A 24,204-nucleotide genomic window follows, 5' to 3' on the forward strand; every position below is an offset into this window, starting at 1 on the left:
AGTTGTGAGAAGGCGTGCGAGATTAAAATAATTTATGAGATGAGGTGGCAAAGCGGATTTTCGGCAAACGCATAAATGCAAAAGGCAGAGCCGAAGCCCTGCCTTGATATCCACTTTGATGCGCCCGTAAGCGCATCGTTAAGCGATATTAGAACTGGTAAACCAGACCCAGAGCGACGATATCGTCAGTTGCGATGCCGTTAGCTTTGGTGAAGTCATTGTCATCCAGCAGGTTGATTTTGTAGTCAACATAGGTAGACATGTTTTTGTTGAAGTAGTAAGTCGTACCCACTTCTACGTATTTCACCAGATCCTGATCGTCGCCGTAAGAGCTGTTCAGCTGTTTTCCTTTAGATTGCAGGTAAGCAACAGATGGGCGCAGACCGAAGTCGAACTGATACTGTGCAATAACTTCGAAGTTCTGAGTTTTGTTAGCGAATTGCTGTTGGCCATCACGAGTACCGTTAGCTGCGCCGTTACCTGCGTCAGTATTACCAAACGGAGTCATGTTGCGGGTTTCTGCATACATCGCTGCCAGATAAACGCCGTTGGCGTCAAATTTGGTACCAACAGTCCAGACGTCAGCTTTGTCGCCGTTGCCGTCTGCAGTCTGAGCATCAGTACGGTCAGAAGACGCGTAAGCTGCACCTACGCTGACGCCTGCGCCGATGTCATAAGTTGAAGACAGTGCATAACCGTCACCGTTTTGTTTATCAACATCACGGCTGTCGTTCTCGTTTTTACCCTGGTATTGCAAAGCAAAGTTCAGGCCGTTTACCAGACCGAAGAAGTTTGTATTACGGTAGGTTGCTACACCGTTAGTACGGCCAACCATGTAGTTGTCAGTGTATGTGTAAGTGTCGCCGCCGTATTCTGGCAGGTTATCGGTCCATGCTTCAACATCGTAGACAGCGCCGTAGTTACGACCGTAGTCGAAAGAACCAGCATCGCCAAATTTCAGACCAGCAAAGCCCAGTCGGGTTTTGGTGCCTTCAGTACCCTGGTTTTCCGCGTGGTTAGCCTGAACGTTGTATTCCCACTGGCCGTAACCGGTCAGCTGGTCAGTAATTTGAGTTTCGCCTTTGAAGCCGAAACGAACATAAGTCTGATCGCCATCAACACTTTTGTCATCAGAGAAGTAATGCAAACCATCAACTTTACCGTACAGGTCCAGTTTGTTGCCGTCTTTGTTGTAAACTTCTGCTGCATTAGCTGCACCAGCGGCTAACAGAGCTGGGATTACTACTGCAAGAATGTTGCGCTTCATCATTATTATTACCCTCATTGGTTTTATATGGACACCTGCCACTGCCCTAAACAATTCTTTACGGAACTATTCGTGAGAGTTTGGTGTCTCCTGTGTCTGAACGCACTATTCCATCCGAGGTTCGCTTAATCCACAGCGAAAATGCTACGAAATTACTAAATATGTTTCAGCGAGAAAGAATGTATTTCAAAATGTGTATTTTACGGAACTTTGTGACGGGGATCTATCTTTAAAAATGACAAAGGCCAGCTTAGCTGGCCTTCGAGTTGTGGCAATTTTGTAAAATATAAATACGTTATTTAATTAGAAGGTTGCATTACGTGGTGTGCGAGGGAACGGGATCACGTCACGTACGTTTTGAACACCGGTGACATAAGCCACTAAACGTTCGAATCCTAACCCGAAACCAGAGTGCGGCACCGTGCCGTAACGACGAAGATCGCGGTACCACCAGTAATCTTCCTGTTTCAGGCCCATTTCGGCCATACGGGCGTCCAGAACATCCAGACGTTCTTCACGTTGAGAACCCCCGATAATCTCGCCAATACCCGGTGCCAGAACATCCATGGCAGCAACTGTTTTGCCGTCATCGTTCAAACGCATATAGAAAGATTTGATATCTTTAGGATAATTTTTCACAACGACCGGCGCTTTGAAGTGCTGTTCTGCAAGATAGCGCTCGTGTTCAGAAGAAAGATCCACACCCCATGAAACCGGGTTTTCAAATGTCTGGCCGCAATTCATTAGGATTTCTACTGCATCGGTGTAATCCACCTGCGCGAAATCGGAGGTTACAAAACGCTCCAGGCGAGCAACCGCATCTTTGTCTACGCGTTCGGCGAAGAAGGCCATATCGTCTGAACGTTCGTTCAAAACGGCCTGGAAAACATACTTCAGCATGTTTTCAGCCAGTGATGCGACATCATCAAGCGTGGCAAACGCGACTTCCGGTTCAACCATCCAGAACTCAGCGAGGTGGCGGCTGGTGTTGGAGTTTTCTGCGCGGAAAGTCGGGCCGAAGGTGTACACCTTGGACAGCGCACATGCATAAGCTTCGCCGTTCAGCTGGCCGGAAACGGTCAGGAAAGATTCTTTACCAAAGAAGTCTTCGCTGAAGTCGATTTCGCCTTTATCCGTACGCGGCAGGTTTTGTAGATCCAGCGTAGAAACGCGGAACATCTCGCCTGCGCCTTCAGTATCCGACGCGGTGATCAGCGGGGTTGAAACCCAGAAGTAGCCGTTTTCGTGATAGAAACGGTGAATCGCCTGAGAAAGCGTGTTGCGCACACGGGCAACCGCACCAATCAAGTTAGTACGCGGGCGCAGGTGAGCGACTTCACGTAAATATTCGATGCTGTGGCGTTTCGCCGCCATCGGATACGTATCAGGATCATCCACCCAGCCCACCACTTTAACGGCGGTTGCCTGCAGCTCGAAACTCTGGCCTTCGCCAGGAGACGCGACAACGGTGCCGGTCACTTCAACCGAACAGCCGGTGGTGAGGCGCAATACGTCTTCCTGATAATTGGGCAGAGAATTATTGACGACGGCCTGTAAAGGATTAAAGCAGGAGCCGTCATAAACGGCGACGAATGAGATACCCGCTTTAGAATCTCTCCGGGTACGTACCCAACCGCGTACGGTGACTTCACTGTCAACCGCAGCACGGCCTTGCAGTACGTCGACTACAGGCACAACGCTCATAGATTTCTCTCTTTCTTTATATACAGATGTTGGCTAAGAAATAATGGACACCCTGTAAAAAGGGATTTTGCTATGTTACTTAGCCTTTCTCAGGACACAAGCAGAAATCGTCATCGGCAGCCAAGAATTCTCAGGCAGAAGGATGGATTGACTGAAATTATTAGCTGAATGAATGAAAGCCGAGCGAATTAAATCGTATGTATATAAAGGAAGAGAATTTGAGAAATTAATATGCGGAAAAATGCATCACTGTGCCGACGTTTATTTTCCGGCACAGTGTTTACAGTTTCAGGATGCTTTTTTAACCAGCGGCAGATCGAATGCTTTGCGCAAGGCTTTCACGAACGCTTTATCCTGGCAGATTGTTTTCCCCGGACTGTCCGAAAGTTTTGCCACCGGTTTGCCATTGCACTGAACCAGCTTAATCACGATGTTCAGCGGTTTGACGTCCGGAATATTACAGGTCAGACGCGTACCAATACCAAAGACCAGATTCACTCGCTGATGGAAATGCCGGTATAAATGCAGCGCTTTATCCAGATCCAGATTATCGGAAAACACCAGCGTTTTGGTCATCGGGTCGATACCCAGTGCCTGATAATGCGCAATCGCTTTTTCACCCCATTCAAACGGGTCTCCGGAATCATGGCGTAAGCCCTGATAAGCGTTGGCGAATTTTGTTCCGAAATCACGGAGGAAAGCATCCATAGTGATGCAATCGGTGAGGGCAATGCCCAGCTGATCCGGGTATTCATCAAGCCATGCTTGTAATGCAGCGCGCTGGCTGTTCGCCAGATCCGGGCTGATCTGCTGATGCGCCTGGAACCACTCGTGCGCCTGCGTTCCTACCGGCGTCAGTTGCAATTGATGCGCTAAATCGTAGTTGCTGGTGCCGACCAGATAAGGGAATTCGTTTTTCAGCGTGGTGACAATCGCTTCCTGAACTTCGCCGGAGAAACGACGACGTGTGCCAAAATCCATCAGGCGGAAAGCAGAGAGATCAATGTCAGCGGCCTGGTCTTTAAAACTGGCAAGATTTTTACGCAGCTGTTCCACCGCCATTTGCGCGGTAACATCCGGCGAGCGCTGACGATGGACAACCTCACTGATCACCGCCAGCAACGGCACTTCCCACATGATCACTTCACGCCACGGGCCTTCTATGCGAACGTGCAAATGTCCGTTGCGATCGGAGACGGCGACATGCTCAGGATTGTAACGGAACGCTTTCAGCCAGTTCAGATAATCCTGCGTGAAGAAGGGTAGCCCGGAAAGGTAGGTGAATTCGTCGTCGGTCAGCGTCAGCTGACTCATCAACTGGATCTGCTGACGAATTTCGCTGGCGTATTCGCCCAGCAGTTCATCACCACGGCATCGGAATTCGGCCACGACGCTGATATTGTGATAGCGATGGTAAACCGCTTGCTGCATATGAAGCTTGTAGGCATCGGTATCTAACAGCGAAGTCAAAATCGGGGAGGCGTATGGAGTCATAGCGCGCTTACAGCATCCTCGTCAGAAACTGAGTGTTTGAACACAAACAACCGTTCCGTAAAAAAAACATTCTGGATAAAACAGCAAAGTCTGTGAAGTATACCGTATTATCCCGCTAAAGAACCCTCATCACATCATAATTGTCTGGGAAGGGTCGAGGCTTAAATGTGCTTAAACGCAGGCAGGGTAGGCAAATAGGGGATTTTTGAGATTAAAAAAAGCACAAATTGATTACAAAAATTTTATCAACCTGACGTTCTGAAAAGACTCACAGGCCGCTTTCTGCACGCGTTTTCCAAAGTTTAATCCCCTGCAATTGTTCATGATATTAAACGTCCTGTCGCTTCACTGATTTATTCCCCGTATTTCACGTCTTTTCTACGTGGTGACTTATCGTCAGCACGGTAACATTCCGTTTTGAACAAATCGTGGGCTAACGCACTCACAAACTGGCAACAATCTGGGATTTTCCGGTGCCTGTGTTAGAGTTTAGGGATAAAAAGATTGAAGGCTGTCAGGGCTGCCGGGCGAATCGCTGGCACATGCGCCCGCTTCATCTTCCATAAATCGTCATCACCCTAAACAATGAAAACGCCAAAAGGTTTTTTATGACTCAACTGCCGCAAGCCAAGTTCCGCCACGACTACCGTGCGCCGGACTACACCATCACGGATATTGACCTGAATTTCGAGCTTGATGCACAGAAAACCCTTGTGACTGCCGTCAGCCAGATCAAACGACAGGGCGCAGAAGGCGCTCCGCTGGTGCTCAACGGGGAAGATCTGACGCTTATCAGCCTGAAGATTAATGGTCAGGACTGGCCGCAATATCAGTTAAAAGAAAGCGCGCTGGAAATCACTGGCCTGCCAGAAGCGTTTGAACTGGCGATTGTTAACGAAATTCACCCGGCGAAAAACACTGCGCTGGAAGGTTTATACCTGTCCGGTGAGGCACTGTGTACGCAGTGTGAAGCGGAAGGTTTCCGTCATATTACCTATTATCTGGATCGTCCTGATGTGCTGGCGCGTTTTACCACCCGCATCGTGGCGGACAAAGCCCGTTACCCGTACCTGCTGTCGAACGGTAACCGTGTCGACTCCGGCGAGCTGGAAGGCGGCAAGCACTGGATTAAATGGCAGGATCCGTTCCCGAAACCTTGCTACCTGTTTGCGTTGGTTGCCGGTGATTTCGACGTTCTGCGTGATTCTTTCAAAACCCGTTCAGGCCGTGATGTGGCGCTGGAACTCTTCGTTGACCGCGGCAATCTGGATCGCGCGGGCTGGGCAATGGAATCCCTGAAACAGTCGATGAAATGGGACGAAACCCGTTTCAACCTCGAATACGATCTCGACATCTTCATGATTGTTGCCGTTGATTTCTTCAACATGGGTGCGATGGAAAACAAAGGCCTGAACGTCTTTAACTCTAAATACGTGCTGGCAAAAGCCGAAACCGCCACCGACAAAGATTACCTCGGTATCGAAGCGGTGATCGGCCACGAATACTTCCACAACTGGACCGGTAACCGCGTGACCTGCCGCGACTGGTTCCAGCTGAGCCTGAAAGAAGGCCTGACCGTTTTCCGCGATCAGGAATTCAGTTCTGATCTGGGCTCCCGTTCCGTTAACCGTATCGATAATGTCCGCGTCATGCGCGGCGCACAATTCTCTGAAGATGCCAGCCCGATGGCGCATCCGATTCGTCCTGAGAAAGTGATCGAAATGAATAACTTCTACACCCTGACGGTGTATGAGAAAGGCTCCGAAGTTATCCGCATGCTGCACACCCTGCTGGGCGAAGAGAAATTCCAGGCCGGTATGCAGCTGTATTTCGAACGTCACGACGGCAGCGCTGCGACCTGCGACGATTTCGTACAGGCGATGGAAGATGCCTCAAACGTTGATCTGTCACTGTTCCGCCGCTGGTACAGCCAGTCCGGTACGCCGGTGCTGACCGTGCGCGACGACTACGACGTGGAAAAACAGCAATACACCCTGACCGTAAGCCAGAAAACGCCGCCGACGCCTGATCAGGCTGAGAAGCTGCCGCTGCATATTCCGCTGGATATCGAACTCTACGATCCGCAGGGTAACGTGATTGCGCTGAAACAAAACGGTCAGACCGTCAGTCACGTGCTGAATGTGACCGAAGCTGTGCAGACCTTTATCTTTGATGATGTGGAAACTCCGCCGGTGCCTTCTTTATTACGTGAATTCTCCGCACCGGTGAAACTCGATTATAAGTGGGGCGATCATCAGCTGACTTTCCTGATGAAGTTTGCACGTAACGATTTCGCCCGCTGGGATGCGGCGCAGAGCCTGCTGGCTATTTACATCAAACTGAACGTTGCGCGTCATCAGCAGAAACAGCCTCTGTCGCTGCCGTTGCATGTGGCGGATGCCTTCCGTGCGGTGCTGCTGGATGAGCACATCGATCCGGCGCTGGCGGCGCAGATCCTGACGCTGCCGTCAGAAAATGAAATCGCTGAACTGTTCGATACTATCGATCCGGATGCGATCGGTGCCGTGCATGAAGCGATTACCCGTTGTCTGGCGACTGAAATGGCGGATGAATTCCTGGCGGTTTACAACGCTAACTGTCTGCCTTCATACCGTGTGGTTCACGAAGATATCGGCAAACGTTCACTGCGCAATACCTGTCTGCATTATCTGGCTTTCGCGGATGTTGCTCTGGCGGATCAGTTGGTTAAAACCCAGTTTGAGCAGGCCGACAACATGACCGATTCTCTGGCCGCAATGGCCGCCGCTGTGTCTGCGCAATTGCCTTGCCGTGAAGCGCTGCTGGCGGCTTACGACGAGCGCTGGCATCACGACGGTCTGGTCATGGATAAATGGTTTATCCAGCAGGCGACCAGCCCTGCGGCCGATGTGTTGCAGAAAGTCCGTTCACTGCTCAATCACCGTTCATTCAGCATGGGCAACCCGAACCGCGTTCGTTCACTGGTGGGTGCATTTGCGTCGGCTAACCCTTCTGCATTCCATGCGGCAGATGGCAGCGGTTATCAGTTCCTGACCGAAATGCTGACTGATCTGAATACGCGTAACCCGCAGGTGGCCGCGCGTATGATCGAGCCGCTGATCCGCCTGAAACGTTACGATGCCGGCCGTCAGGCGCTGATGCGTAAGGCACTGGAACAGCTGAAAGGGCTGGAAAATCTGTCCGGTGATTTGTTCGAGAAAATCACCAAAGCGTTAGACGCGTAATTAATAACAGAAACGCGAAAATGCAAAAGGGCGATGGAAACATCGCCCTTTTTACATGCAGAATTTGCCGGGTTTTCAGTCAACTCTGCGCGCGTTTTGCTTCCTGTGGAACCGTCTGCGTGGGCTGTGGCGTCAGAACGCGCTCCAGCACTTCGGCTTCCAGTTCTGCCAGACGTAACGATCCTTTACGGCGCGGGCGCGGCAAATCAACGGTTAAATCCATGCCAACCTGTCCCTGATCGATGAGGATCACGCGATCAGCAACCGTCACCGCTTCACTGACATCATGCGTCACCAGCAGAACGGTGAATTCATGCTGCTGCCACAGACGTTCGATGAGGCTTTGCATTTCAATCCGCGTCAGCGCATCGAGCGCGCCCAGGGGTTCGTCCAGCAACAGCAGACGGGGGCGGTGGATCAGCGCCCGAGCCAGCGCTACGCGTTGTTTTTGTCCGCCGGATAACGCCGAAGGCCATTCGTCGGCGCGATCGGCCAACCCGACTTCTTCCAGCGCAGCCCGCGCGGCTTCACGCCACGGACCTTTCAGACCCAGACCGACGTTATCAATCACTTTTTTCCACGGCAGCAGGCGGTCATCCTGAAACATAAGCCGTGTCTCTTCGCGAACCTCACTCAGCGGAGCGCTGGCGCTGAGCAGCTCGCCTTGCGTGGTTTTTTCCAGCCCGGCGAGCAGACGTAACAATGTACTTTTGCCACAACCACTGCGGCCGACAACGGCTACAAACTGGCCGGGCGGAATGCGCAAATTAATGTCGCTGAGGACGGTGCGGTTGCCGTATTTTTTTGTGATACCGGATAAGGTGACCGGCGTGCCTTGCCCGATTCGTGCAGGTGCGCTCATGCGGCGTCTCCTTGTTTTTTCTGATAGGCCGGGTGCCAGCGTAGCCAGACACTTTCCAGCTGGCGGGCCAGCACATCGGCCAGTTTGCCGAGGATGGCGTACAACACGATGGCCACAACCACGACGTCAGTTTGTAAAAACTCGCGGGCGTTCATCGCCAGATACCCGATGCCTGAATTGGCAGAGATGGTTTCGGCGACGATCAGCGTCAGCCACATAAAGCCCAGCGCAAAACGGACGCCGACCATAATCGAAGGCAGCGCGCCCGGTAACACCACCTGAATAAACAGCGGGAAACCGGATAAACCGTAGCTGCGCGACATTTCCAGCAGGCCGCGGTCAATGTTGCGAATACCGTGATAAGTGTTGAGATAAATCGGGAACAGCGTGCCCAGCGCCACGAGGAAAATCTTGGCGGATTCATCGATACCGAACCACAAGATCACCAGCGGGATCAGTGCCAGATGCGGAATGTTACGCAGCATTTGCAGCGAACTGTCGAGCAGACGTTCGCCCCAGCGTGACAGGCCGGTGATAAAGCCGAGCAGCAAACCCAGACTGCCGCCGATGGCAAAACCGGTCAGCGCACGGAAGGTACTGATTTTAAGGTTCTGCCAGAGATCACCGCTTTTCGCCAGTGTCCAGAAGGCTTCGACTACCGCACTCGGTGCAGGAAGAATTCGGTTGGATAACCAGCCCACTTCAACGGCCAGTTGCCAGCCGCCAATCAGGGCGACCGGAACAACCCAGGGCGCAGCGCGGTTTAGCCAGCGTTGTGATCTCGTCATCTTTTTTCTCCTTAATGCTGGCTGGCGACGCGTTTATTCGCAAAATCGTGCGCCACCAGTTCACCGCGCGGCAAAATGGCTTTTTTCACGGTTTGGTCGTCTTCGGGTTTTGCCAGATCCAGATGCGGGAACAGCAGCTCGCTGACGCGGTAGGCTTCTTCCAGATGCGGATAACCGGAGAAAATAAAGGTATCGATGCCCAGATCGGCGTATTCCTGCATACGAGCCGCAACGGTCGGGCCGTCTCCGACCAGCGCCGTGCCTGCTCCGGTACGCACCAGGCCAATGCCTGCCCACAGGTTCGGGTAGATTTCCAGTTTGTTGCGGTCACCGCCGTGCAGGGCGGCCATGCGGTGCTGACCGACAGAATCGGTTTTCGCAAACGCGGCCTGTGCGCGCTGAATAGTTTCGTCGTCCACGTTGGCGATCAGCTTGTCGGCGGCGCGCCAGGCTTCTTCATTTGTTTCGCGGACAATCACGTGCAGACGAATGCCGAAACGAACCGTACGGCCTTTCGCGGCGGCTTTCGCACGAACCTGCTCGATTTTTTCCTTCACCAGCGCCGGTGGTTCGCCCCAGGTCAGATACAGCTCAACCTGTTCAGCGGCCAGATCCTGCGCTTCGTCAGAAGACCCCCCAAAATACAGCGGCGGGCGAGGGTATTGCACCGGTGGATGCATCAGGCTCGCGCCTTTCACCTGAATGTGCTTGCCTTCGTAATCCACGGTTTCCCCTTCCAGCACACGACGCCAGATGCGGGTAAATTCTGCCGACGCTTCGTAGCGTTCCTTGTGGTTGAGATGCAAACCTTCGGCAGCCAGTTCGGCCGGGTCACCGCCTGTCACCAGATTGAACAGCGCACGGCCACCGGAAAGCCGGTCCAGCGTCGCGGCCTGACGGGCGGCCAGCGTCGGAGAAATAATCCCCGGACGCAGCGCCACCAGAAACTTCAGACGCTGAGTCACCGAAATCAGCGAGGCGGCCACCAGCCATGAGTCTTCACATGAACGGCCCGTTGGCAGTAATACGCCGCCAAAACCTAACCGGTCTGCGGCCTGTGCGATCTGCTGAAGATAGCCGTGATCGACCACGCGTGCGCCTTCTTCCGTGCCTAAATAACGGCCATCGCCGTGGGTAGGTAAGAACCAGAATACGTTCAGACTCATGTTGTTGCTCCTCTCAAATCGTCATAAGGTGCCGCTCAGGGGGCGGCTCAATGAATGTTTAGTTGGCCTGTACTGCGGGTTTCCAGATGCGATCTTTAATCTCAACCGGTTTTGGCAAAATATGGTTTTCATAGAACAGATCGGCGGTTTGCTGCTGGCGCTTTTGTGTTTCTGCACTCACCGGCGTGATAGGCAAGTCCGGCAGATGATTGAGATAAGAGGCCACGACTTTCTCCGGCAGCCCCATTGACTGGGAAAGCAGCGTGATACTTTGCGCACGGTCGGTTTTCGTCAGCGCATTCGCCTGCGTTAACACGTCCAGAACGGCGCTGATAAATTGCGGATTTGCTTCGGTATATTTTTTCGGTGCCAGATAGAAAGAACCGGTCTGGTGTAGCGTGGAACCGTCTGTCAGCACGCGGACATCCCCCTGAACCAGCGCGGCGGAATAGTACGGATCCCAGATAGCCCAGGCATCGACGTCATGCTGCTGGAAAGCCGCCCGGGCGTCGGCAGGGGTCAGATAAACCGGCTGAATATCGGTGAATTTCAGCCCGGCCTGTTGCAGCGCGCGAAGCAGTAAGTTGTGTGAGCTGGAGCCTTTCTGGAAAGCGACTTTATGGCCTTTCAGATCTGCGACAGTTTTAATCGGGCTGTTGCTGTCGACCAGAATGACTTCAGCTTTGGGCTTCGGCGGCTCAGAACCGATATACAGCAAATCCGCGCCTGCGGCCTGCGCGAACAGCGGTGGCAAATCACCGGTTCCGCCCAGATCAATGCTGCCAACGTTCAGCGCTTCAAGGATCTGCGGCCCGGCAGGGAATTCCACCCAGCTGATTTTGGTGTCAGGGAAACGTTTTTCCAGTAACTGATGAGATTTCGCCAGCACCAGGCCAACGGATCCTTTCTGGTAAGCAATGCGTAACTGCGCGGGATCTTTTTCCTGCGCAAAGGCTGTACCGCTCAGCGCCAGGCTGGCCAGTAAACCGGCGATAACCGGCAGACGACGTAATAAAGAGAGAGAGGCGGGCATAGTTAATTCCTTTTAAAGTTAAACACGCAGTGCCTGGGCGGAAAGCGACGCGACAGACGGTGCCAGCGGACGGCGGCGGCTGAGTGCCAGATAGAAGTTTTCCAGCGATTCGGTCAGACGCTCTTCCAGTGCAGGATCAAGCTTCGCCGGGTAAGTCTGGTAATCGGTGATCAGGCTGTCATCGGCGAAAACGCCCTGCAAAACTTCCTGTGCCTTAAGCGATGCCAGCACCGGTTTGAGCGCGTAATCCACGGCGAGCATGTGGCCGATGGAACCGGCGGTAGCCAGCGGCAGGACGACTTTATGGTCGAGGGCGCGTTCCGGCAGCAAATCCAGCAATGTTTTCAGTGCACCGGAAAAAGACGCTTTATAGACCGGCGTTGCCACGATCAACCCATCGGCGCTCGCCAGTTCAGCGTTCAGCTGTTTGAGCTGCGGGCTGGCGAAATTGGCAAACAGCAGATCGTCAGCGGAAAAATCCTGAATCGTATAGGTCAAAACCTCGACACCGCGGCTTGCCAGCCACTGATGGCTGAGCGCCAGCAGGGAGGAAGAACGTGAAGGTTGTCGCGGGCTGCCTGCGATTGTTATAACGCGCATCTCTCTTCCTTATAACAAAAAGTAATAGAACCATTATTTTCTTTAACAAAGTGGAGTAAACGTAACAGGGGGACGCCGCGCACCGGAAATCTCAATTTTGGCTATAAATAGTTTGAAAACGGATAAAGCAGGGATGAAGCGGGCGCGGGGGGATAAAAGTGAAATTAAGGTAAACAAAAAGTAATCGTTTGCGTACGGAAACAATTATTGTGCCAATCCGCCGGTTATCGTTTCCAATTGCCCGACGCTTAGTCGATAATACCGCCCCGTCTAGCCACCGGGAATCCAGGAGTCTCCATGTATTATCCTTTTGTCAGGAAAGCACTGTTTCAGCTCGATCCAGAACGCGCCCACGAGTTAACCTTCCGTCAGTTAAGCCGCATCTCCGGCACCCCTCTTGAGTTTATTATTCGTCAGTCCGTTCCGGAAAAACCGGTGACCTGCATGGGATTAACCTTTAAGAACCCGCTGGGGCTGGCCGCTGGCCTGGATAAGGACGGCGAATGTATTGATGCACTCGGCGCGATGGGATTTGGTTTTGTGGAAGTGGGAACCGTCACACCGCGCGCACAGGCCGGTAATGATAAGCCACGTTTATTCCGCATCGTTGAAGCAGAAGGCCTGATTAACCGCATGGGTTTCAATAACCACGGTGTAGATAATCTGGTGAATAACGTCAAAAAATCCCATTTTGGCGGCATCCTGGGCATTAATATCGGTAAGAATAAAGACACGCCGGTCGAGCAGGGTAAAGATGATTATCTGACCTGTATGGAAAAGGTATATCCGTACGCGGGGTATATTGCGGTGAATATTTCATCACCGAACACGCCGGGATTACGTTCACTGCAATACGGTGAAGCGCTGGATGATTTGCTGGCGGCGATTAAAAATAAGCAGCTTGAACTTCAGCAGCGTCATCAGAAATACGTGCCGGTTGCTGTGAAGATCGCGCCGGATCTTTCTGAAGAAGAATTGATCCAAATAGCCGACAGTTTAGTGCGCCATAATATGGATGGCGTGATTGCGACTAACACCACGCTGGATCGTAAACTGATCCAGGGCCTGAATTATTGTGATCAGGTTGGCGGACTGAGCGGCCGTCCGCTGCAACTGCGCAGCACAGAAATTATCCGTATGTTGTCGAATGAATTACAGGGTCGTTTGCCTATTATTGGCGTGGGCGGCATTGATTCACTGACGGCAGCGCGTGAAAAAATGGCAGCCGGTGCCTCATTAATTCAAATATATTCCGGATTTATCTTCCGCGGACCGGGACTTATCAAAGATATTGTTACCCACCTCTGATATTTTTCATCCTTAAAGGCGAGTCAGGGGTTTATTTATTAACCTGGCTCGTCTATATTTTGTCCACTGACCATTATTCAGGCTCAGGATTTGTCTGATATACGTTCGTAATAAAAAGATCTACTCTTATCCGATCGGATAACCATAGTACATCACGAACAAACAGACAGAGGGCATCACGCAAACAGGATGACGAAATGAAAATCAAACCAGATGATAATTGGCGTTGGTATTTTGATACTGAACATGACCGGCTTATGTTGGATCTGGCTAATGGTATGATTTTCCGTTCCCGCTTCCCTGCTAAAATGCTAACGCCGGATGCGTTCGGCGATATGTCATTTTGTGTCGATGATGCCGCGCTGTATTTTGATTTCGAAGAACAGTGCAAACATATTCGTCTGACCGCCGAGCAGCGCGCCGAATTAGTCTTAAATGCTTTAGTGGCTTTTCGCTTTTTAAAACCGCTGATGCCAAAGAGCTGGCATTTCAGTCAGCAGCATCGTCCTTTCCAGCCTGCGAACGGTCAGCTTGCGCAGGTGCAGGTCATGGAAAGCGGTGAGCAGGCGACATTACTGGTGGTAGAGTCCGGCGATAACGCCAGTCTGTGCTTGCTGGCGCAGGAACGTCTTACAGTCGCAGGGCGCGGTATGGTGCTGGGCGATGCGATTAAAGTGATGCATGACCGGCTGATGCCAGCAGCGTTCAGAGTTGACAGTGATGTTTACGATCAGGCGGTCTGATATTTAATGTTGAATACATCCGCCTGATCCTGAATTAACGACTCTTTCTAGCCAATCACAATATCTGAAGCCGGAATACAGCTGCACGACAATATCATTCCGTCTTTTCCCACGGCACTTTCTTTCAGCGGCGAAACCTTTCCTTCTTGTAATGTCATTTTGCAGGCCCCACATATTCCCGCACGACAAGAATAAGGGATCCGTAATCCCTGCAATTCCAGCTGTTCGAGTAAAATCTGCTGATTATTCCCGGTAAACTGCGTGCCCTGATAATTGATGGTCACGGCCTGCGCGGTACTTTCTGGCGCGTCGACGTTTTCAACCACGTCACCTGCGCCGTAAGGCCGCGGTGGTTTGGTCGCCAGTACCTGGACGCTGTCGCCTGCGCGGATAACACCGGTATTTCGTGCAATCATATTCTGGCCGAAATCAACGTCACCATCGCTGGCAGTACGGTAACCCTGCAGGGTTCTCAGCGGTTCACCACGCGGATGTTTGCGACCGCGCTCAATACTGACTGTAGTGAAAATACAGCGGCTGCATGGTTTGACCAGATCGAAAATGACGTCGCCGATGCGGATCGTCTGCCAGGTATCTTCGGCATAAGCTTCCGCGCCACTGACCACAATGTTCGGGCGGAACTGTTCGATGCGAACACCGCCAGGGCAGCGGCGCTGAAGATCCTGCATCGACGCTTCGTTGATCAGCAGATACGGAAAGCCGTCTGCAAACGACAGCGGGACTTCGGGATGTTGTTTCACCCGGCGGGTCGGCTCTTCGCCCACCCAGCGAAGCTGTACGTCACGCTTTAAATAAGCACTTAACCAGCGATTTACCGGTTCCGGTGCGATGAGTGAGGTAAACTGGTTGCCCCAGACTTCTGTCGGTGAGTTTTCACCGGCGAATTCACGGAATTTAACGCTGATGCTGTCGCCCTCGGGCGCTGAAATCATCAGTCCATCGGGCAGGAGCACCGGTGTGAACAGGACCAGGTTGGGATACTGGCGGGCGGTAATAAAAGTGCCTTGCGTATCGGTAATCATGAACTGGCGGTCGAATGCCAGTCCTGTTGCTGTAACCAGTGCGTGTGAAACCTGCAAGCCACGCATGGATTTGACCGGGTGTACGAATAAACGTGAAAGAATGGGCACTGAACGCCGCCTCTCTGAATATAAAGTCTTAAAGATAACCAGAGACTTTATGACAAGCGGTAGGGATTAGCTATAATGCGCAACAATTTTATTTTTGGTGATATGTCGATATGAACTCTTTGTTTGCCAGCACGGCGCGTGGACTGGAAGAACTGTTAAAAAGCGAACTGGAAACGCTGGGTGCGCAAGCCTGCAAAGTTGTGCAGGGAGGGGTGCATTTTGAAGGTGACGATCGCCTGATGTATCGGAGCTTACTGTGGAGCCGCCTGGCTTCGCGCATCCTGTTACCGCTGAACGAATTCAAAGTTCACAGCGATCTGGATCTTTACCTCGGCGTGATGGCGATTGACTGGCCGTCCGTGTTTGGCGTAGAAAAAACGTTTGCCGTCCATTTCAGCGGTTTGAACGACGAAATTCGTAACAGCCAGTACGGCGCGCTGAAAGTGAAAGACGCCATCGTCGACAGCTTTACCCGTAAAATGGACGAGCGCCCGAACGTGGCGAAACAGCAGCCGGACATCCGCGTTAACGTGTTCCTGCAACGTGATACCGCCAGCGTCGCGCTGGATCTCAGCGGCGAAGGCCTGCATCAGCGCGGCTACCGTGACTTGGCTGGTCAGGCTCCGCTGAAAGAAAACCTGGCCGCAGCCATCGTGATGCGTTCCGGCTGGCAGGCGGGTACGCCAATGGTCGACCCGATGTGTGGTTCCGGGACGTTGCTGATTGAAGCCGCCATGATGGCCGCCGATCGCGCACCGGGCTTACATCGTCAGCACTGGGGCTTTACCGGCTGGAACAAATTTGACGCTGAACTGTGGCGCGAACTGACCACAGAAGCGCAGGTTCGTACCCACCGTGGTGTACAGGAAACCACATCCCGTTTCTTCGGTTCTGATATTGACCGTCGCGTTATCGAGATGGCGCGTGCTAACGCCCGTCGCGCGGGTGTCGCAGAACTGATCAGCTTTGAAGCCGCCGAAGTCGGCAAACTGGTGAATCCGCTGCCGGAAGGCCCGACGGGTACGGTGATCAGCAACCCGCCATACGGTGAGCGTCTGGAAAGCGAACCGGCTCTGATTGCGTTGCACAACATGCTTGGCCGCATCATGAAGACCCGTTTTGGCGGCTGGCAGCTCTCCTTGTTCAGTGCGTCGCCTGAGCTGTTAAGTTGCCTGCAACTGCGCGCTGAGCGCCAGTTCAAAGCAAAAAACGGCCCGCTGGAATGTGTACAGAAAAACTACCAGCTGGCGGAAAACCCGACCGGCGCGGCAGGTACGCAGATGGCGGAAGATTACGCCAACCGTCTGCGTAAAAATGTTAAAAAGCTGGAAAAATGGGCCAAACAGCAGGGCATCGAATGCTATCGCTTGTATGACGCCGATTTGCCAGACTACAACGTGGCGGTTGACCGCTACGGCAGCAAAGTCGTGGTACAGGAATATGCGCCACCGAAAACCGTTGATGCGCAGAAAGCGCGTCAGCGCTTGTTTGACGTCATCAACGCCACGATGTCGGTGCTGGATATCTCTTCCAACCAGTTGGTCCTGAAAACCCGTGAACGCCAGAAAGGTACCAGCCAGTACGAGAAACTGGCGCAGAAGGGCGAATTCCTGCTGGTCGAAGAATTCGACGCTAAACTGTGGGTTAACCTGACGGATTATCTCGATACCGGTTTGTTCCTGGATCACCGTATTGCCCGCAAGATGCTGGGCGAAATGAGTAAAGGAAAAGACTTCCTGAACCTGTTTGCGTACACCGGCACAGCCAGCGTTCACGCCGGTCTGGGCGGTGCACGCAGCACGACCACGGTAGATATGTCCCGTACCTATCTGGAATGGGCAGAGAAAAACTTGCGTGCTAATGGCCTGACGGGCCGTCAGCACCGCCTGATTCAGGCAGATTGCCTGTCTTACCTGGGCATGTGTGATGAACAATTCGATGTGATCTTTATCGATCCACCGACGTTCTCCAACTCGAAACGTATGGCTGAGAGTTTTGACGTTCAGCGCGATCATCTGGATTTGATGAAAGATCTGAAACGCATTTTACGTCGCAACGGCACCATCATGTTCTCCAATAACAAGCGCGGCTTCCAGATGGATCTCGACGGACTGAGCAAACTGGGGCTGACCGCCAAAGAAATCACCAGCCAAACCCTGTCACAGGATTTCGCCCGTAATCGTCAAATTCATAACTGCTGGCTGCTGTCCCATGCCGGCGAGGAAAAATAAAGTTTATGTCGTTAATTAGTATGTCAGGTGCCTGGCTGTCATTCAGTGACTCGCCGCTGTTGGATAACACCGAATTACACATCGAGCCGAACGAACGCGTCTGTCTGGTGGGCCGTAACGGCGCCGGTAAATCGACGCTGATGAAAATTCTGAACCGCGAAGTGCCGCTGGATGACGGGCGCATCGTTTATGAGCAGGATCTGATTGTGGCGCGTCTGCAACAGGATCCCCCGCGTAACGTGGAAGGCACGGTGTTTGATTTCGTCTCGGAAGGCGTCTTCGAGCAGGCGGAGCACCTGAAAGCGTATCACGCGATTTCACATCTGGTTGAAACTGACCCGAGCGAAAAGAACCTGAACAAACTGGCACAGGTGATGGAAATTCTCGATCACCAGGGTTTGTGGCAGCTCGACAGCCGCATTAATGAAGTGCTGCTGAAACTGGGTCTGGACGCCGATACCGAACTCAAATCCCTGTCCGGCGGCTGGTTGCGTAAAGCCGCGCTGGGCCGTGCGCTGGTCAGTGCGCCGCATATTTTGCTGCTCGATGAACCGACTAACCACCTGGACATCGAAAGTATTGCCTGGCTGGAAGATTTCCTGAAAGAGTTCCAGGGCAGCATCATCTTCATTTCCCATGACCGTTCTTTCATCCGTAACATGGCGACCCGTATTGTCGATCTCGATCGCGGCAAACTGGTTTCTTATCCGGGTAACTACGAAGAATATCTGCTGGCGAAAGAAGAAGCGCTGCGCGTTGAAGATTTGCAGAATGCAGAATTCGACAAAAAACTGGCACAGGAAGAAGTGTGGATCCGCCAGGGCATCAAGGCTCGTCGTACCCGTAACGAAGGCCGCGTTCGCGCACTGAAAGCCTTGCGACAGGAGCGTTCTGAGCGTCGCGAAGTGATGGGCACCGCCAAAATGCAGGTCGTTGAAGCTTCGACTTCCGGCAAGATTGTCTTCGAAATGGAAGATGTCAGCTACGCGATTGCCGGTAAGCAGCTGGTGAGCCACTTCTCTGCGCAGGTGATGCGTGGCGATAAAATTGCGCTGGTGGGGCCGAACGGCTGTGGTAAAACCACATTGCTTAAACTGATGTTAAGTCAGATTAAGGCAGACAGCGGCCGCGTTCACTGCGGCACCAAGCTGGAAGTGGCCTACTTCGACCAGCACCGCGCCGAGCTTGACCCGGAACGCACCGTGATGGACAACCTCGCCGAAGGTAAGCAGGAAGTCATGGTCAATGGTCGCTCACGTCATGTATTGGGCTATCTGCAGGATTTCCTGTTCCACCCGAAACGTGCGATGACGCCGGTGAAAGCACTGTCCGGCGGCGAACGTAACCGTCTGCTGCTGGCAAAATTGTTCCTGCGCCCAAGCAACCTGTTGATCCTCGATGAACCGACCAACGACCTGGATGTGGAAACACTGGAGCTGCTGGAAGAGATGATCGACAGCTATCAGGGCACCGTGATGCTGGTAAGCCATGACCGTGAGTTCGTTGACAACTCTGCAACCGAATGCTGGATTTATGAAGGCAACGGCGTGATCAACAGCTATGTGGGCGGGTACTTTGACGCACAGCATCAGCGCCGTAACCAGAAGCCAATCCGTCAGGCTGTGGTAGCGGAAAATAAACCGGCTGCGGAACCGAAAGCAGAACCGGCCAAACGCACCGCGAATAAGCTCAGCTATAATCTACAACGCGAGCTGGAACAATTGCCTCTGCAAATCAGCACGCTGGAAGAAAAAATTGAAGCACTGCAACAGCAGATGAGCGACGCGAATTTCTTCACACTTCCTCATGAAGAAACTCAGCAAGTGCTGACTGCTTTCTCTGCTGCAGAGCAGGAATTAGAGCAGGCGTTTGAACGTTGGGAAGCGCTGGAAGCGCAGAAAAACGGCTAACACTGCACCATGATTGGCAACCGGATGAAGGGAAGACCGGTTGCCAATATTCTTAGTCTTTCCGCTGTTGAGGAGTCGATAGTGTGTTCTGACGCCCATGACAATGACCCGCACATCCTGTGCCCCCAATGCGATATTCTGGTGGCCATACCTGGTCTGAAGATAGGGCAAAAAGCCGTTTGTCCCCGTTGCCATACGACGCTGACAACCCGCTGGAATGAGCCACGCAGACGTCCTGTCGGTTACGCAATCAGTGCGTTATTCATGCTGTTGCTGGCCAACCTTTTCCCTTTCGTCAATATGAACGTTGCCGGGCTGAGCAGTGAAGTCACACTGGTCCAGATCCCACAGGTTCTCGTTTCTGAAAATTACGCCAGTATGGCGTCTTTGTTTATGATCGTGGTGCAACTGCTTCCGGCGATTTGCATGCTGTCGATTATCCTTCTTTGCTATGGCACCAAAATCCCTGTTCACTGGAAAGTGAGTATCGCGCGAACGCTGTTTCGGCTGAAAAGCTGGTGCATGGTGGAGATTTTTCTCGCCGGTGTATTGGTGAGTTTCGTCAAGCTGATGGCATATGGCGATGTCGGGATTGGCACCAGCTTTATCCCTTATGCCCTGTTTTGCCTGTTGCAACTGCGCGCTTTTCAGTGCACCGACCGTTTCTGGATGTGGGAACACATTGAGCCCGCGCCGGAACTGGTTCAGCCGCTGCGGGTGGGCGAGAGCGGTTTGCGTCAGGGGCTGCGTTCCTGCCACTGCTGCATGGCAATTTTGCCTGCGGAACAGGAAGTTTGCGGGCGTTGTAAAAGTAAAGGTCACGCCCGACGTAAAAACAGTCTGCAATGGACGATGGCGTTACTGGTCACCTCTATTCTGTTATATCTCCCGGCCAATTTGCTGCCGATTATGATCACACAGGTATTGGGAAATCCGATGCCTTCGACGATCATGGCCGGTGTCGTGCTGCTCTGGAGCGACGGTTCTTATCCCGTGGCAATGGTGATTTTCATCGCCAGTATTATGGTGCCGACATTAAAAATGATCGCAATTGCCTGGTTGTGCTGGGATGCCAACAGTAATAAACAAATCGACAGGGAAAGATTGCATGTCATTTATGAAGTTGTTGAGTTTGTTGGTCGCTGGTCAATGATTGACGTGTTTGTCATTGCGGTGCTGTCTGCCCTGGTCCGAATGGGGCAACTGATGAGTATTTATCCGGATATCGGCGCGCTGCTGTTTGCGGGCGTTGTCATCCTCACGATGTTCGCCGCCATGACGTTTGACCCAAGGCTCATTTGGGATCGCGCTGGAATGAAGTCTGCAAAGGAGCCACAAGATGGCAGGAAATAATATGGCAGAGCACGACGGAACTGCCAAAGTAGAAAAAATTAAACGCTGGTCCCCGGTGTGGATCGTTCCGATTGTCACTGCACTGATTGGGGCCTGGATCCTGTTTTATCATTACAGCCATCAGGGACCGGAAGTCACGTTAATCACAACAACAGCGGAAGGCATTGAAGGTGGCAAGACCACCATCAAAAGCCGTAACGTGGACGTGGGTAAAGTGGAAACCGTCACGCTCAGCGACGACCTCCAGCAGGTCATTATCAAAGCGCGGCTTAACACCGGCATGGAAAAAATGCTGCGGGGCGATTCCGTATTCTGGGTGGTGAAACCGCAAATCGGACGTGAAGGCGTTTCCGGCCTCGGTACGTTATTGTCTGGTGCATATATTCAGCTACAGCCGGGTAGTAAAGGTGGCGAGAAAGAAGAATATAAGCTGGATGATTCACCTCCGCTGGCTTCACCGGATGCGAAAGGCGTCCGCGTCATTCTGGAGAGTGAGCGTTCCGGACAGCTCAATCCGGGCGATCCGGTGCTGTTCCGCGGCTATCAGGTGGGGACGGTGGAAACCAGCCACTTTGATCCTAAAGCCCGTAATATCAAATATCAGCTCTTCATCCGCGCGCCTTATGACACGCTTGTGACGGACAATGTGCGTTTCTGGAAAGACAGCGGTGTGAACTTTGATATGTCCGCCGCCGGTATGCGCGTCGAAATGGGTTCACTGACCACGCTGTTTAGCGGCGGCGTGAGCTTTGATATTCCGAACGGCTGGTCGCAGGGGCTGGAAGCGAAGAATGGCGATAACTATCAGCTGTTTGACGATCAGAAAAGCATACAGGAGTCTCTGTATACCCGTCATATGGATTACGTGATGTTCTTCTCTGATTCTGTTCGTGGCCTGCAACCGGGGGCACCAGTGGAGTTCCGTGGCATTCGTCTGGGTACCGTGGCGGACGTTCCTTATCCGATGAATGTGATTAATCAGCAAATGTCTGAGGAATATCGTATTCCGATATTGATACGCATTGAGCCAGACCGCTTTGCACAACTGATGGGTAAGGACTTCAATATTGAAGATCATATCCGTGACGGCATCGCACATGGCCTGCGCGCGTCAATGAAATCAGCCAACCTGCTCACAGGCGCGATGTACATCGATCTGGATTTCTATCCGAACGAAAAACCGTGGAAAGGGCCGCTGGAAATTGCCGGGCATAAACTGCTGCCGACAGTGAGTGGCGGATTCGCGCAAATCCAGCAGAAACTCATGACCACACTGGATAAAATCAACAATCTTCCGATTGAGCCAATGCTGCGTGAAGCTACCAGCACGCTGGCCGAAAGCCAGAGAACAATGAAATCTACGCAGAAAACCATTGAGTCTCTGAACGCGATTGTTTCGAGCAAAGAAATGAAAAATCTGCCAGCAGATATGCAGCAGACACTCATTCAGCTTAACCGTAGCCTGAAAGGCTTCCAGCCTGGTTCACCGGCTTACGGTAATCTGGTCGGCGATATGCAGAGTCTGGATAAAACGCTGCGTGAGCTTCAGCCGGTATTGAAAACACTGAATCAGAAAAGTAATGCATTGATTTTCGCCGCCCCAGGGCAAGATGATCCTCAGCCGAAGAAGGCCAAATAATGATGAAATGGATACCTGTCGTCTTAGCATTATTCCTGTCTGCCTGCAGCAGCAGTGACCACAAAACGTATTATCAGTTGCCGGTACTCAGCAGTACGCCAGCGGCGGTCAGTTCGATGACATTGGGTTCAACTGCCCAGCGTCATTTGTGGGTAGAACGGGTGAGTGTGGCTGACTATCTGGCGGGCACCGGGTTGGTCTATCAGACCAATGATGTGCAGTACACGCTGACGCAGAATAATCTCTGGGCCAGCCCGTTAGATCAGCAACTTCAGCAATCACTGGTGACGTATCTGCGCCGTGATTTGCCGGGCTTCCTGGTCTCTTCACAAGCTGGGAGTACTGACGATCAGGATGTGCTCAACGTGAATGTCACCGGTTTCCATGGCCGCTACGATGGTGTCGCGGTGGTCAGCGGAAGCTGGACGCTGACGCACGGCGGACAGACAGTTCAGCGTGATTTCGCGCTGAATCTGAAGCAGAACGAAGACGGGTATGATGCGCTGGTGAGAACGTTGGCGACGGGATGGCAGCAAGAAGCAGGCCAGATTGCGTCACAGATAAGATGACAATTTTTTAAGCTTAATATTTTTTAAGTTAAAGACAAAAAATCCCGGTTTCTGATTTTTCAGACACCGGGATTTTTTTATGGCGATCAGCCAGATGAACCTTTCGCTGGCGCGATTAGTTTGCGCGCAATCGAATAATATAGCTCACGAATGTGACATTGGCGTGAATTTTGCGCATTGACCTCTTCTGTGATTGCAGCTATTTGTTAGGTGTGGACGCGCAAACGTTCCACTGTTTTCTTTCCACCTGACCTGAATAATGAGGGATACATGGCATGAAGAGACAAAAACGCGATCGCCTGGAACGGGCACTATCACGTGGATATCAAGCAGGTATTGGCGGACGCTCTAAGGAGATTTGTCCGTACCAATCGTTAGATGCCCGATCACACTGGCTCGGGGGTTGGCGACAAGCCATGGAGGACAGGGCCGTTACCGCTTAAGCGGCTCCCCTGTCAGAATAAGGAACGACCTCCGCTGCGCGCGGAGGTTTTTGTTTATGGCTTTCTCAGTTTCAACCTCAACCAAAACGCCATAAAAAAAACGGCAAGCCTGTGAGGCTCACCGTTTGTCTGAATACGAACTAAAAGGTCTTTAGAACGCTGCGGCGTCTTTGAACAGACCGACTTTCAGATCCGTTGCGGTGTAGATAACCACGCCGTCAACCAGAACCTCACCGTCCGCAACGCCCATGATCAGTTTACGGTTAATCACGCGTTTGAAGTTCAGGCGGTAAGTGACCAGCTTCGCCGTCGGTAATACCTGACCGGTGAATTTCACTTCACCCACACCCAGTGCGCGGCCTTTGCCTTCGCCACCGAGCCAGCCCAGATAGAAGCCGACCAACTGCCACATTGCATCCAGACCCAGACAACCCGGCATGACCGGATCACCGATAAAGTGGCAACCAAAGAACCACAGGTCAGGATTGATATCTAATTCAGCTTCAACATAGCCTTTGCCATGGGTGCCGCCATCTTCCTGCATCTTAACGATGCGGTCCATCATCAGCATGTTGCCTGATGGTAATGGAGGGCCGCCTGCACCGAACAGTTCACTGCGGCCAGAAGCTACGAGGTCTTCTTTCGTATAGGAATCGCGTTTATCTACCATGTTCTATGTAAGCCTTATTTTATTGAAGGGCGGAGCTTAGCTTACAGCT

19 protein-coding genes are annotated in these 24,204 nt (G+C 52.4%); 9 read left to right on the forward strand and 10 right to left on the reverse strand.

What is annotated here, in order from left to right; all coding sequences use genetic code 11:
* Positions 1 to 148: 148 nt before the first annotated feature.
* From ompC to pncB, 3 genes are all read right to left on the reverse strand, one after another.
* Positions 149 to 1,270 carry a porin OmpC gene (gene ompC, locus BV494_RS02790; RefSeq protein ID WP_501207387.1) on the reverse strand — a complete coding sequence of 374 codons (1,122 nt, stop codon included), beginning with the start codon at positions 1,268 to 1,270 and terminating at the stop codon, positions 149 to 151.
* A gap of 300 nt (positions 1,271 to 1,570) precedes the next feature.
* Complete coding sequence (gene asnS, locus BV494_RS02795) at positions 1,571 to 2,971, reverse strand: asparagine--tRNA ligase (protein WP_104921472.1); 1,401 nt, start codon at positions 2,969 to 2,971, stop codon at positions 1,571 to 1,573.
* Between the two features lie 288 nt (positions 2,972 to 3,259).
* Positions 3,260 to 4,465, reverse strand: a complete 1,206-nt coding sequence (gene pncB / locus BV494_RS02800) for a nicotinate phosphoribosyltransferase (RefSeq protein WP_104921473.1) — start codon at positions 4,463 to 4,465, stop codon at positions 3,260 to 3,262.
* Positions 4,466 to 5,073: 608 nt separating this feature from the next.
* On the opposite strand from pncB, the gene pepN reads away from it, so the two are divergent.
* Complete coding sequence (gene pepN, locus BV494_RS02805) at positions 5,074 to 7,689, forward strand: aminopeptidase N (RefSeq protein ID WP_104921474.1); 2,616 nt, start codon at positions 5,074 to 5,076, stop codon at positions 7,687 to 7,689.
* 79 nt (positions 7,690 to 7,768) lie between these two features.
* Here the strand turns inward: pepN and ssuB are convergent, their stop codons facing one another.
* From ssuB to ssuE, 5 genes are read right to left on the reverse strand one after another with little or no spacing between them, the layout of a single operon-like run.
* The gene (gene ssuB / locus BV494_RS02810; RefSeq protein ID WP_104921475.1) at positions 7,769 to 8,551 is read right to left on the reverse strand and encodes an aliphatic sulfonates ABC transporter ATP-binding protein; all 783 of its coding nucleotides are present in this window, start codon (positions 8,549 to 8,551) and stop codon (positions 7,769 to 7,771) included.
* Positions 8,548 to 9,339: an aliphatic sulfonate ABC transporter permease SsuC gene (ssuC, locus tag BV494_RS02815; protein ID WP_104921476.1), complete on the reverse strand. Its 792-nt coding sequence runs from the start codon at positions 9,337 to 9,339 to the stop codon at positions 8,548 to 8,550. Before ssuC ends, ssuB begins: the two co-directional genes overlap by 4 nt.
* A gap of 11 nt (positions 9,340 to 9,350) precedes the next feature.
* Entirely contained in the window at positions 9,351 to 10,505 is a 1,155-nt protein-coding gene (gene ssuD, locus BV494_RS02820) for an FMNH2-dependent alkanesulfonate monooxygenase (protein WP_104921477.1), read from the reverse strand.
* A 58-nt stretch (positions 10,506 to 10,563) separates the two neighbouring features.
* Positions 10,564 to 11,538, reverse strand: a complete 975-nt coding sequence (locus BV494_RS02825) for a sulfonate ABC transporter substrate-binding protein (protein ID WP_104921478.1) — start codon at positions 11,536 to 11,538, stop codon at positions 10,564 to 10,566.
* Between the two features lie 18 nt (positions 11,539 to 11,556).
* On the reverse strand, positions 11,557 to 12,138 hold the full coding sequence (gene ssuE / locus BV494_RS02830) for an NADPH-dependent FMN reductase (protein ID WP_104921479.1): 582 nt from the start codon (positions 12,136 to 12,138) through the stop codon (positions 11,557 to 11,559).
* A 297-nt stretch (positions 12,139 to 12,435) separates the two neighbouring features.
* Between ssuE and pyrD the strand changes: the two genes are divergently transcribed.
* Both pyrD and BV494_RS02840 read left to right on the forward strand, forming a co-directional pair.
* Positions 12,436 to 13,446 carry a quinone-dependent dihydroorotate dehydrogenase gene (pyrD, locus tag BV494_RS02835; RefSeq protein WP_104921480.1) on the forward strand — a complete coding sequence of 337 codons (1,011 nt, stop codon included), beginning with the start codon at positions 12,436 to 12,438 and terminating at the stop codon, positions 13,444 to 13,446.
* Between the two features lie 197 nt (positions 13,447 to 13,643).
* Positions 13,644 to 14,189 carry a cell division protein ZapC gene (locus BV494_RS02840; protein WP_104921481.1) on the forward strand — a complete coding sequence of 182 codons (546 nt, stop codon included), beginning with the start codon at positions 13,644 to 13,646 and terminating at the stop codon, positions 14,187 to 14,189.
* A 47-nt stretch (positions 14,190 to 14,236) separates the two neighbouring features.
* On the opposite strand, the gene BV494_RS02845 is transcribed toward BV494_RS02840, so the two are convergent.
* Positions 14,237 to 15,340, reverse strand: a complete 1,104-nt coding sequence (locus tag BV494_RS02845) for a YcbX family protein (protein WP_104921482.1) — start codon at positions 15,338 to 15,340, stop codon at positions 14,237 to 14,239.
* A 110-nt stretch (positions 15,341 to 15,450) separates the two neighbouring features.
* Here BV494_RS02845 and rlmKL point away from each other — a divergent pair, with 110 nt between their 5' ends.
* The 6 genes from rlmKL (at position 15,451) to rmf (ending at position 23,485) form a co-directional block, all read left to right on the forward strand.
* A complete protein-coding gene (gene rlmKL, locus BV494_RS02850) occupies positions 15,451 to 17,571 on the forward strand; it encodes a bifunctional 23S rRNA (guanine(2069)-N(7))-methyltransferase RlmK/23S rRNA (guanine(2445)-N(2))-methyltransferase RlmL (RefSeq protein WP_104921483.1) in 2,121 nt (706 codons plus the stop codon).
* A 5-nt stretch (positions 17,572 to 17,576) separates the two neighbouring features.
* Positions 17,577 to 19,481, forward strand: coding sequence for an ABC transporter ATP-binding protein (locus tag BV494_RS02855; protein ID WP_104921484.1), 1,905 nt, complete (start codon positions 17,577 to 17,579; stop codon positions 19,479 to 19,481).
* A gap of 78 nt (positions 19,482 to 19,559) precedes the next feature.
* A complete protein-coding gene (pqiA, locus tag BV494_RS02860) occupies positions 19,560 to 20,834 on the forward strand; it encodes a membrane integrity-associated transporter subunit PqiA (RefSeq protein WP_439958379.1) in 1,275 nt (424 codons plus the stop codon).
* Positions 20,821 to 22,473, forward strand: a complete 1,653-nt coding sequence (pqiB, locus tag BV494_RS02865) for an intermembrane transport protein PqiB (protein WP_104921486.1) — start codon at positions 20,821 to 20,823, stop codon at positions 22,471 to 22,473. The genes pqiA and pqiB overlap by 14 nt, the downstream gene beginning before the upstream one ends.
* Positions 22,473 to 23,042: a membrane integrity-associated transporter subunit PqiC gene (pqiC, locus tag BV494_RS02870; RefSeq protein ID WP_104921487.1), complete on the forward strand. Its 570-nt coding sequence runs from the start codon at positions 22,473 to 22,475 to the stop codon at positions 23,040 to 23,042. Before pqiB ends, pqiC begins: the two co-directional genes overlap by 1 nt.
* Before the next feature lie 275 nt (positions 23,043 to 23,317).
* Positions 23,318 to 23,485 (forward strand): ribosome modulation factor, encoded by a 168-nt coding sequence (gene rmf / locus BV494_RS02875; protein WP_104921488.1) that lies wholly within the window; start codon positions 23,318 to 23,320, stop codon positions 23,483 to 23,485.
* 151 nt (positions 23,486 to 23,636) lie between these two features.
* Here rmf and fabA read toward each other — a convergent pair whose 3' ends face one another.
* On the reverse strand, positions 23,637 to 24,155 hold the full coding sequence (gene fabA, locus BV494_RS02880; protein WP_013574872.1) for a bifunctional 3-hydroxydecanoyl-ACP dehydratase/trans-2-decenoyl-ACP isomerase: 519 nt from the start codon (positions 24,153 to 24,155) through the stop codon (positions 23,637 to 23,639).
* Positions 24,156 to 24,204: the final 49 nt, after the last annotated feature.

It is taken from the genome of Rahnella sikkimica (assembly GCF_002951615.1).
Taxonomy (GTDB): domain Bacteria; phylum Pseudomonadota; class Gammaproteobacteria; order Enterobacterales; family Enterobacteriaceae; genus Rahnella; species Rahnella sikkimica.

Excerpts from the sequence above, each read along its gene's own strand:
- ompC (WP_501207387.1), bottom strand. The coding sequence starts at position 1,270 with ATGATGAAGCGCAACATTCTTGCAGTAGTAATCCCAGCTCTGTTAGCC.
- asnS (WP_104921472.1), bottom strand. The coding sequence starts at position 2,971 with ATGAGCGTTGTGCCTGTAGTCGACGTACTGCAAGGCCGTGCTGCGGTT.
- pncB (WP_104921473.1), bottom strand. The coding sequence starts at position 4,465 with ATGACTCCATACGCCTCCCCGATTTTGACTTCGCTGTTAGATACCGAT.
- pepN (WP_104921474.1), top strand. The coding sequence starts at position 5,074 with ATGACTCAACTGCCGCAAGCCAAGTTCCGCCACGACTACCGTGCGCCG.
- ssuB (WP_104921475.1), bottom strand. The coding sequence starts at position 8,551 with ATGAGCGCACCTGCACGAATCGGGCAAGGCACGCCGGTCACCTTATCC.
- ssuC (WP_104921476.1), bottom strand. The coding sequence starts at position 9,339 with ATGACGAGATCACAACGCTGGCTAAACCGCGCTGCGCCCTGGGTTGTT.
- ssuD (WP_104921477.1), bottom strand. The coding sequence starts at position 10,505 with ATGAGTCTGAACGTATTCTGGTTCTTACCTACCCACGGCGATGGCCGT.
- BV494_RS02825 (WP_104921478.1), bottom strand. The coding sequence starts at position 11,538 with ATGCCCGCCTCTCTCTCTTTATTACGTCGTCTGCCGGTTATCGCCGGT.
- ssuE (WP_104921479.1), bottom strand. The coding sequence starts at position 12,138 with ATGCGCGTTATAACAATCGCAGGCAGCCCGCGACAACCTTCACGTTCT.
- pyrD (WP_104921480.1), top strand. The coding sequence starts at position 12,436 with ATGTATTATCCTTTTGTCAGGAAAGCACTGTTTCAGCTCGATCCAGAA.
- BV494_RS02840 (WP_104921481.1), top strand. The coding sequence starts at position 13,644 with ATGAAAATCAAACCAGATGATAATTGGCGTTGGTATTTTGATACTGAA.
- rlmKL (WP_104921483.1), top strand. The coding sequence starts at position 15,451 with ATGAACTCTTTGTTTGCCAGCACGGCGCGTGGACTGGAAGAACTGTTA.
- BV494_RS02855 (WP_104921484.1), top strand. The coding sequence starts at position 17,577 with ATGTCGTTAATTAGTATGTCAGGTGCCTGGCTGTCATTCAGTGACTCG.
- pqiB (WP_104921486.1), top strand. The coding sequence starts at position 20,821 with ATGGCAGGAAATAATATGGCAGAGCACGACGGAACTGCCAAAGTAGAA.
- pqiC (WP_104921487.1), top strand. The coding sequence starts at position 22,473 with ATGATGAAATGGATACCTGTCGTCTTAGCATTATTCCTGTCTGCCTGC.
- rmf (WP_104921488.1), top strand. The coding sequence starts at position 23,318 with ATGAAGAGACAAAAACGCGATCGCCTGGAACGGGCACTATCACGTGGA.
- fabA (WP_013574872.1), bottom strand. The coding sequence starts at position 24,155 with ATGGTAGATAAACGCGATTCCTATACGAAAGAAGACCTCGTAGCTTCT.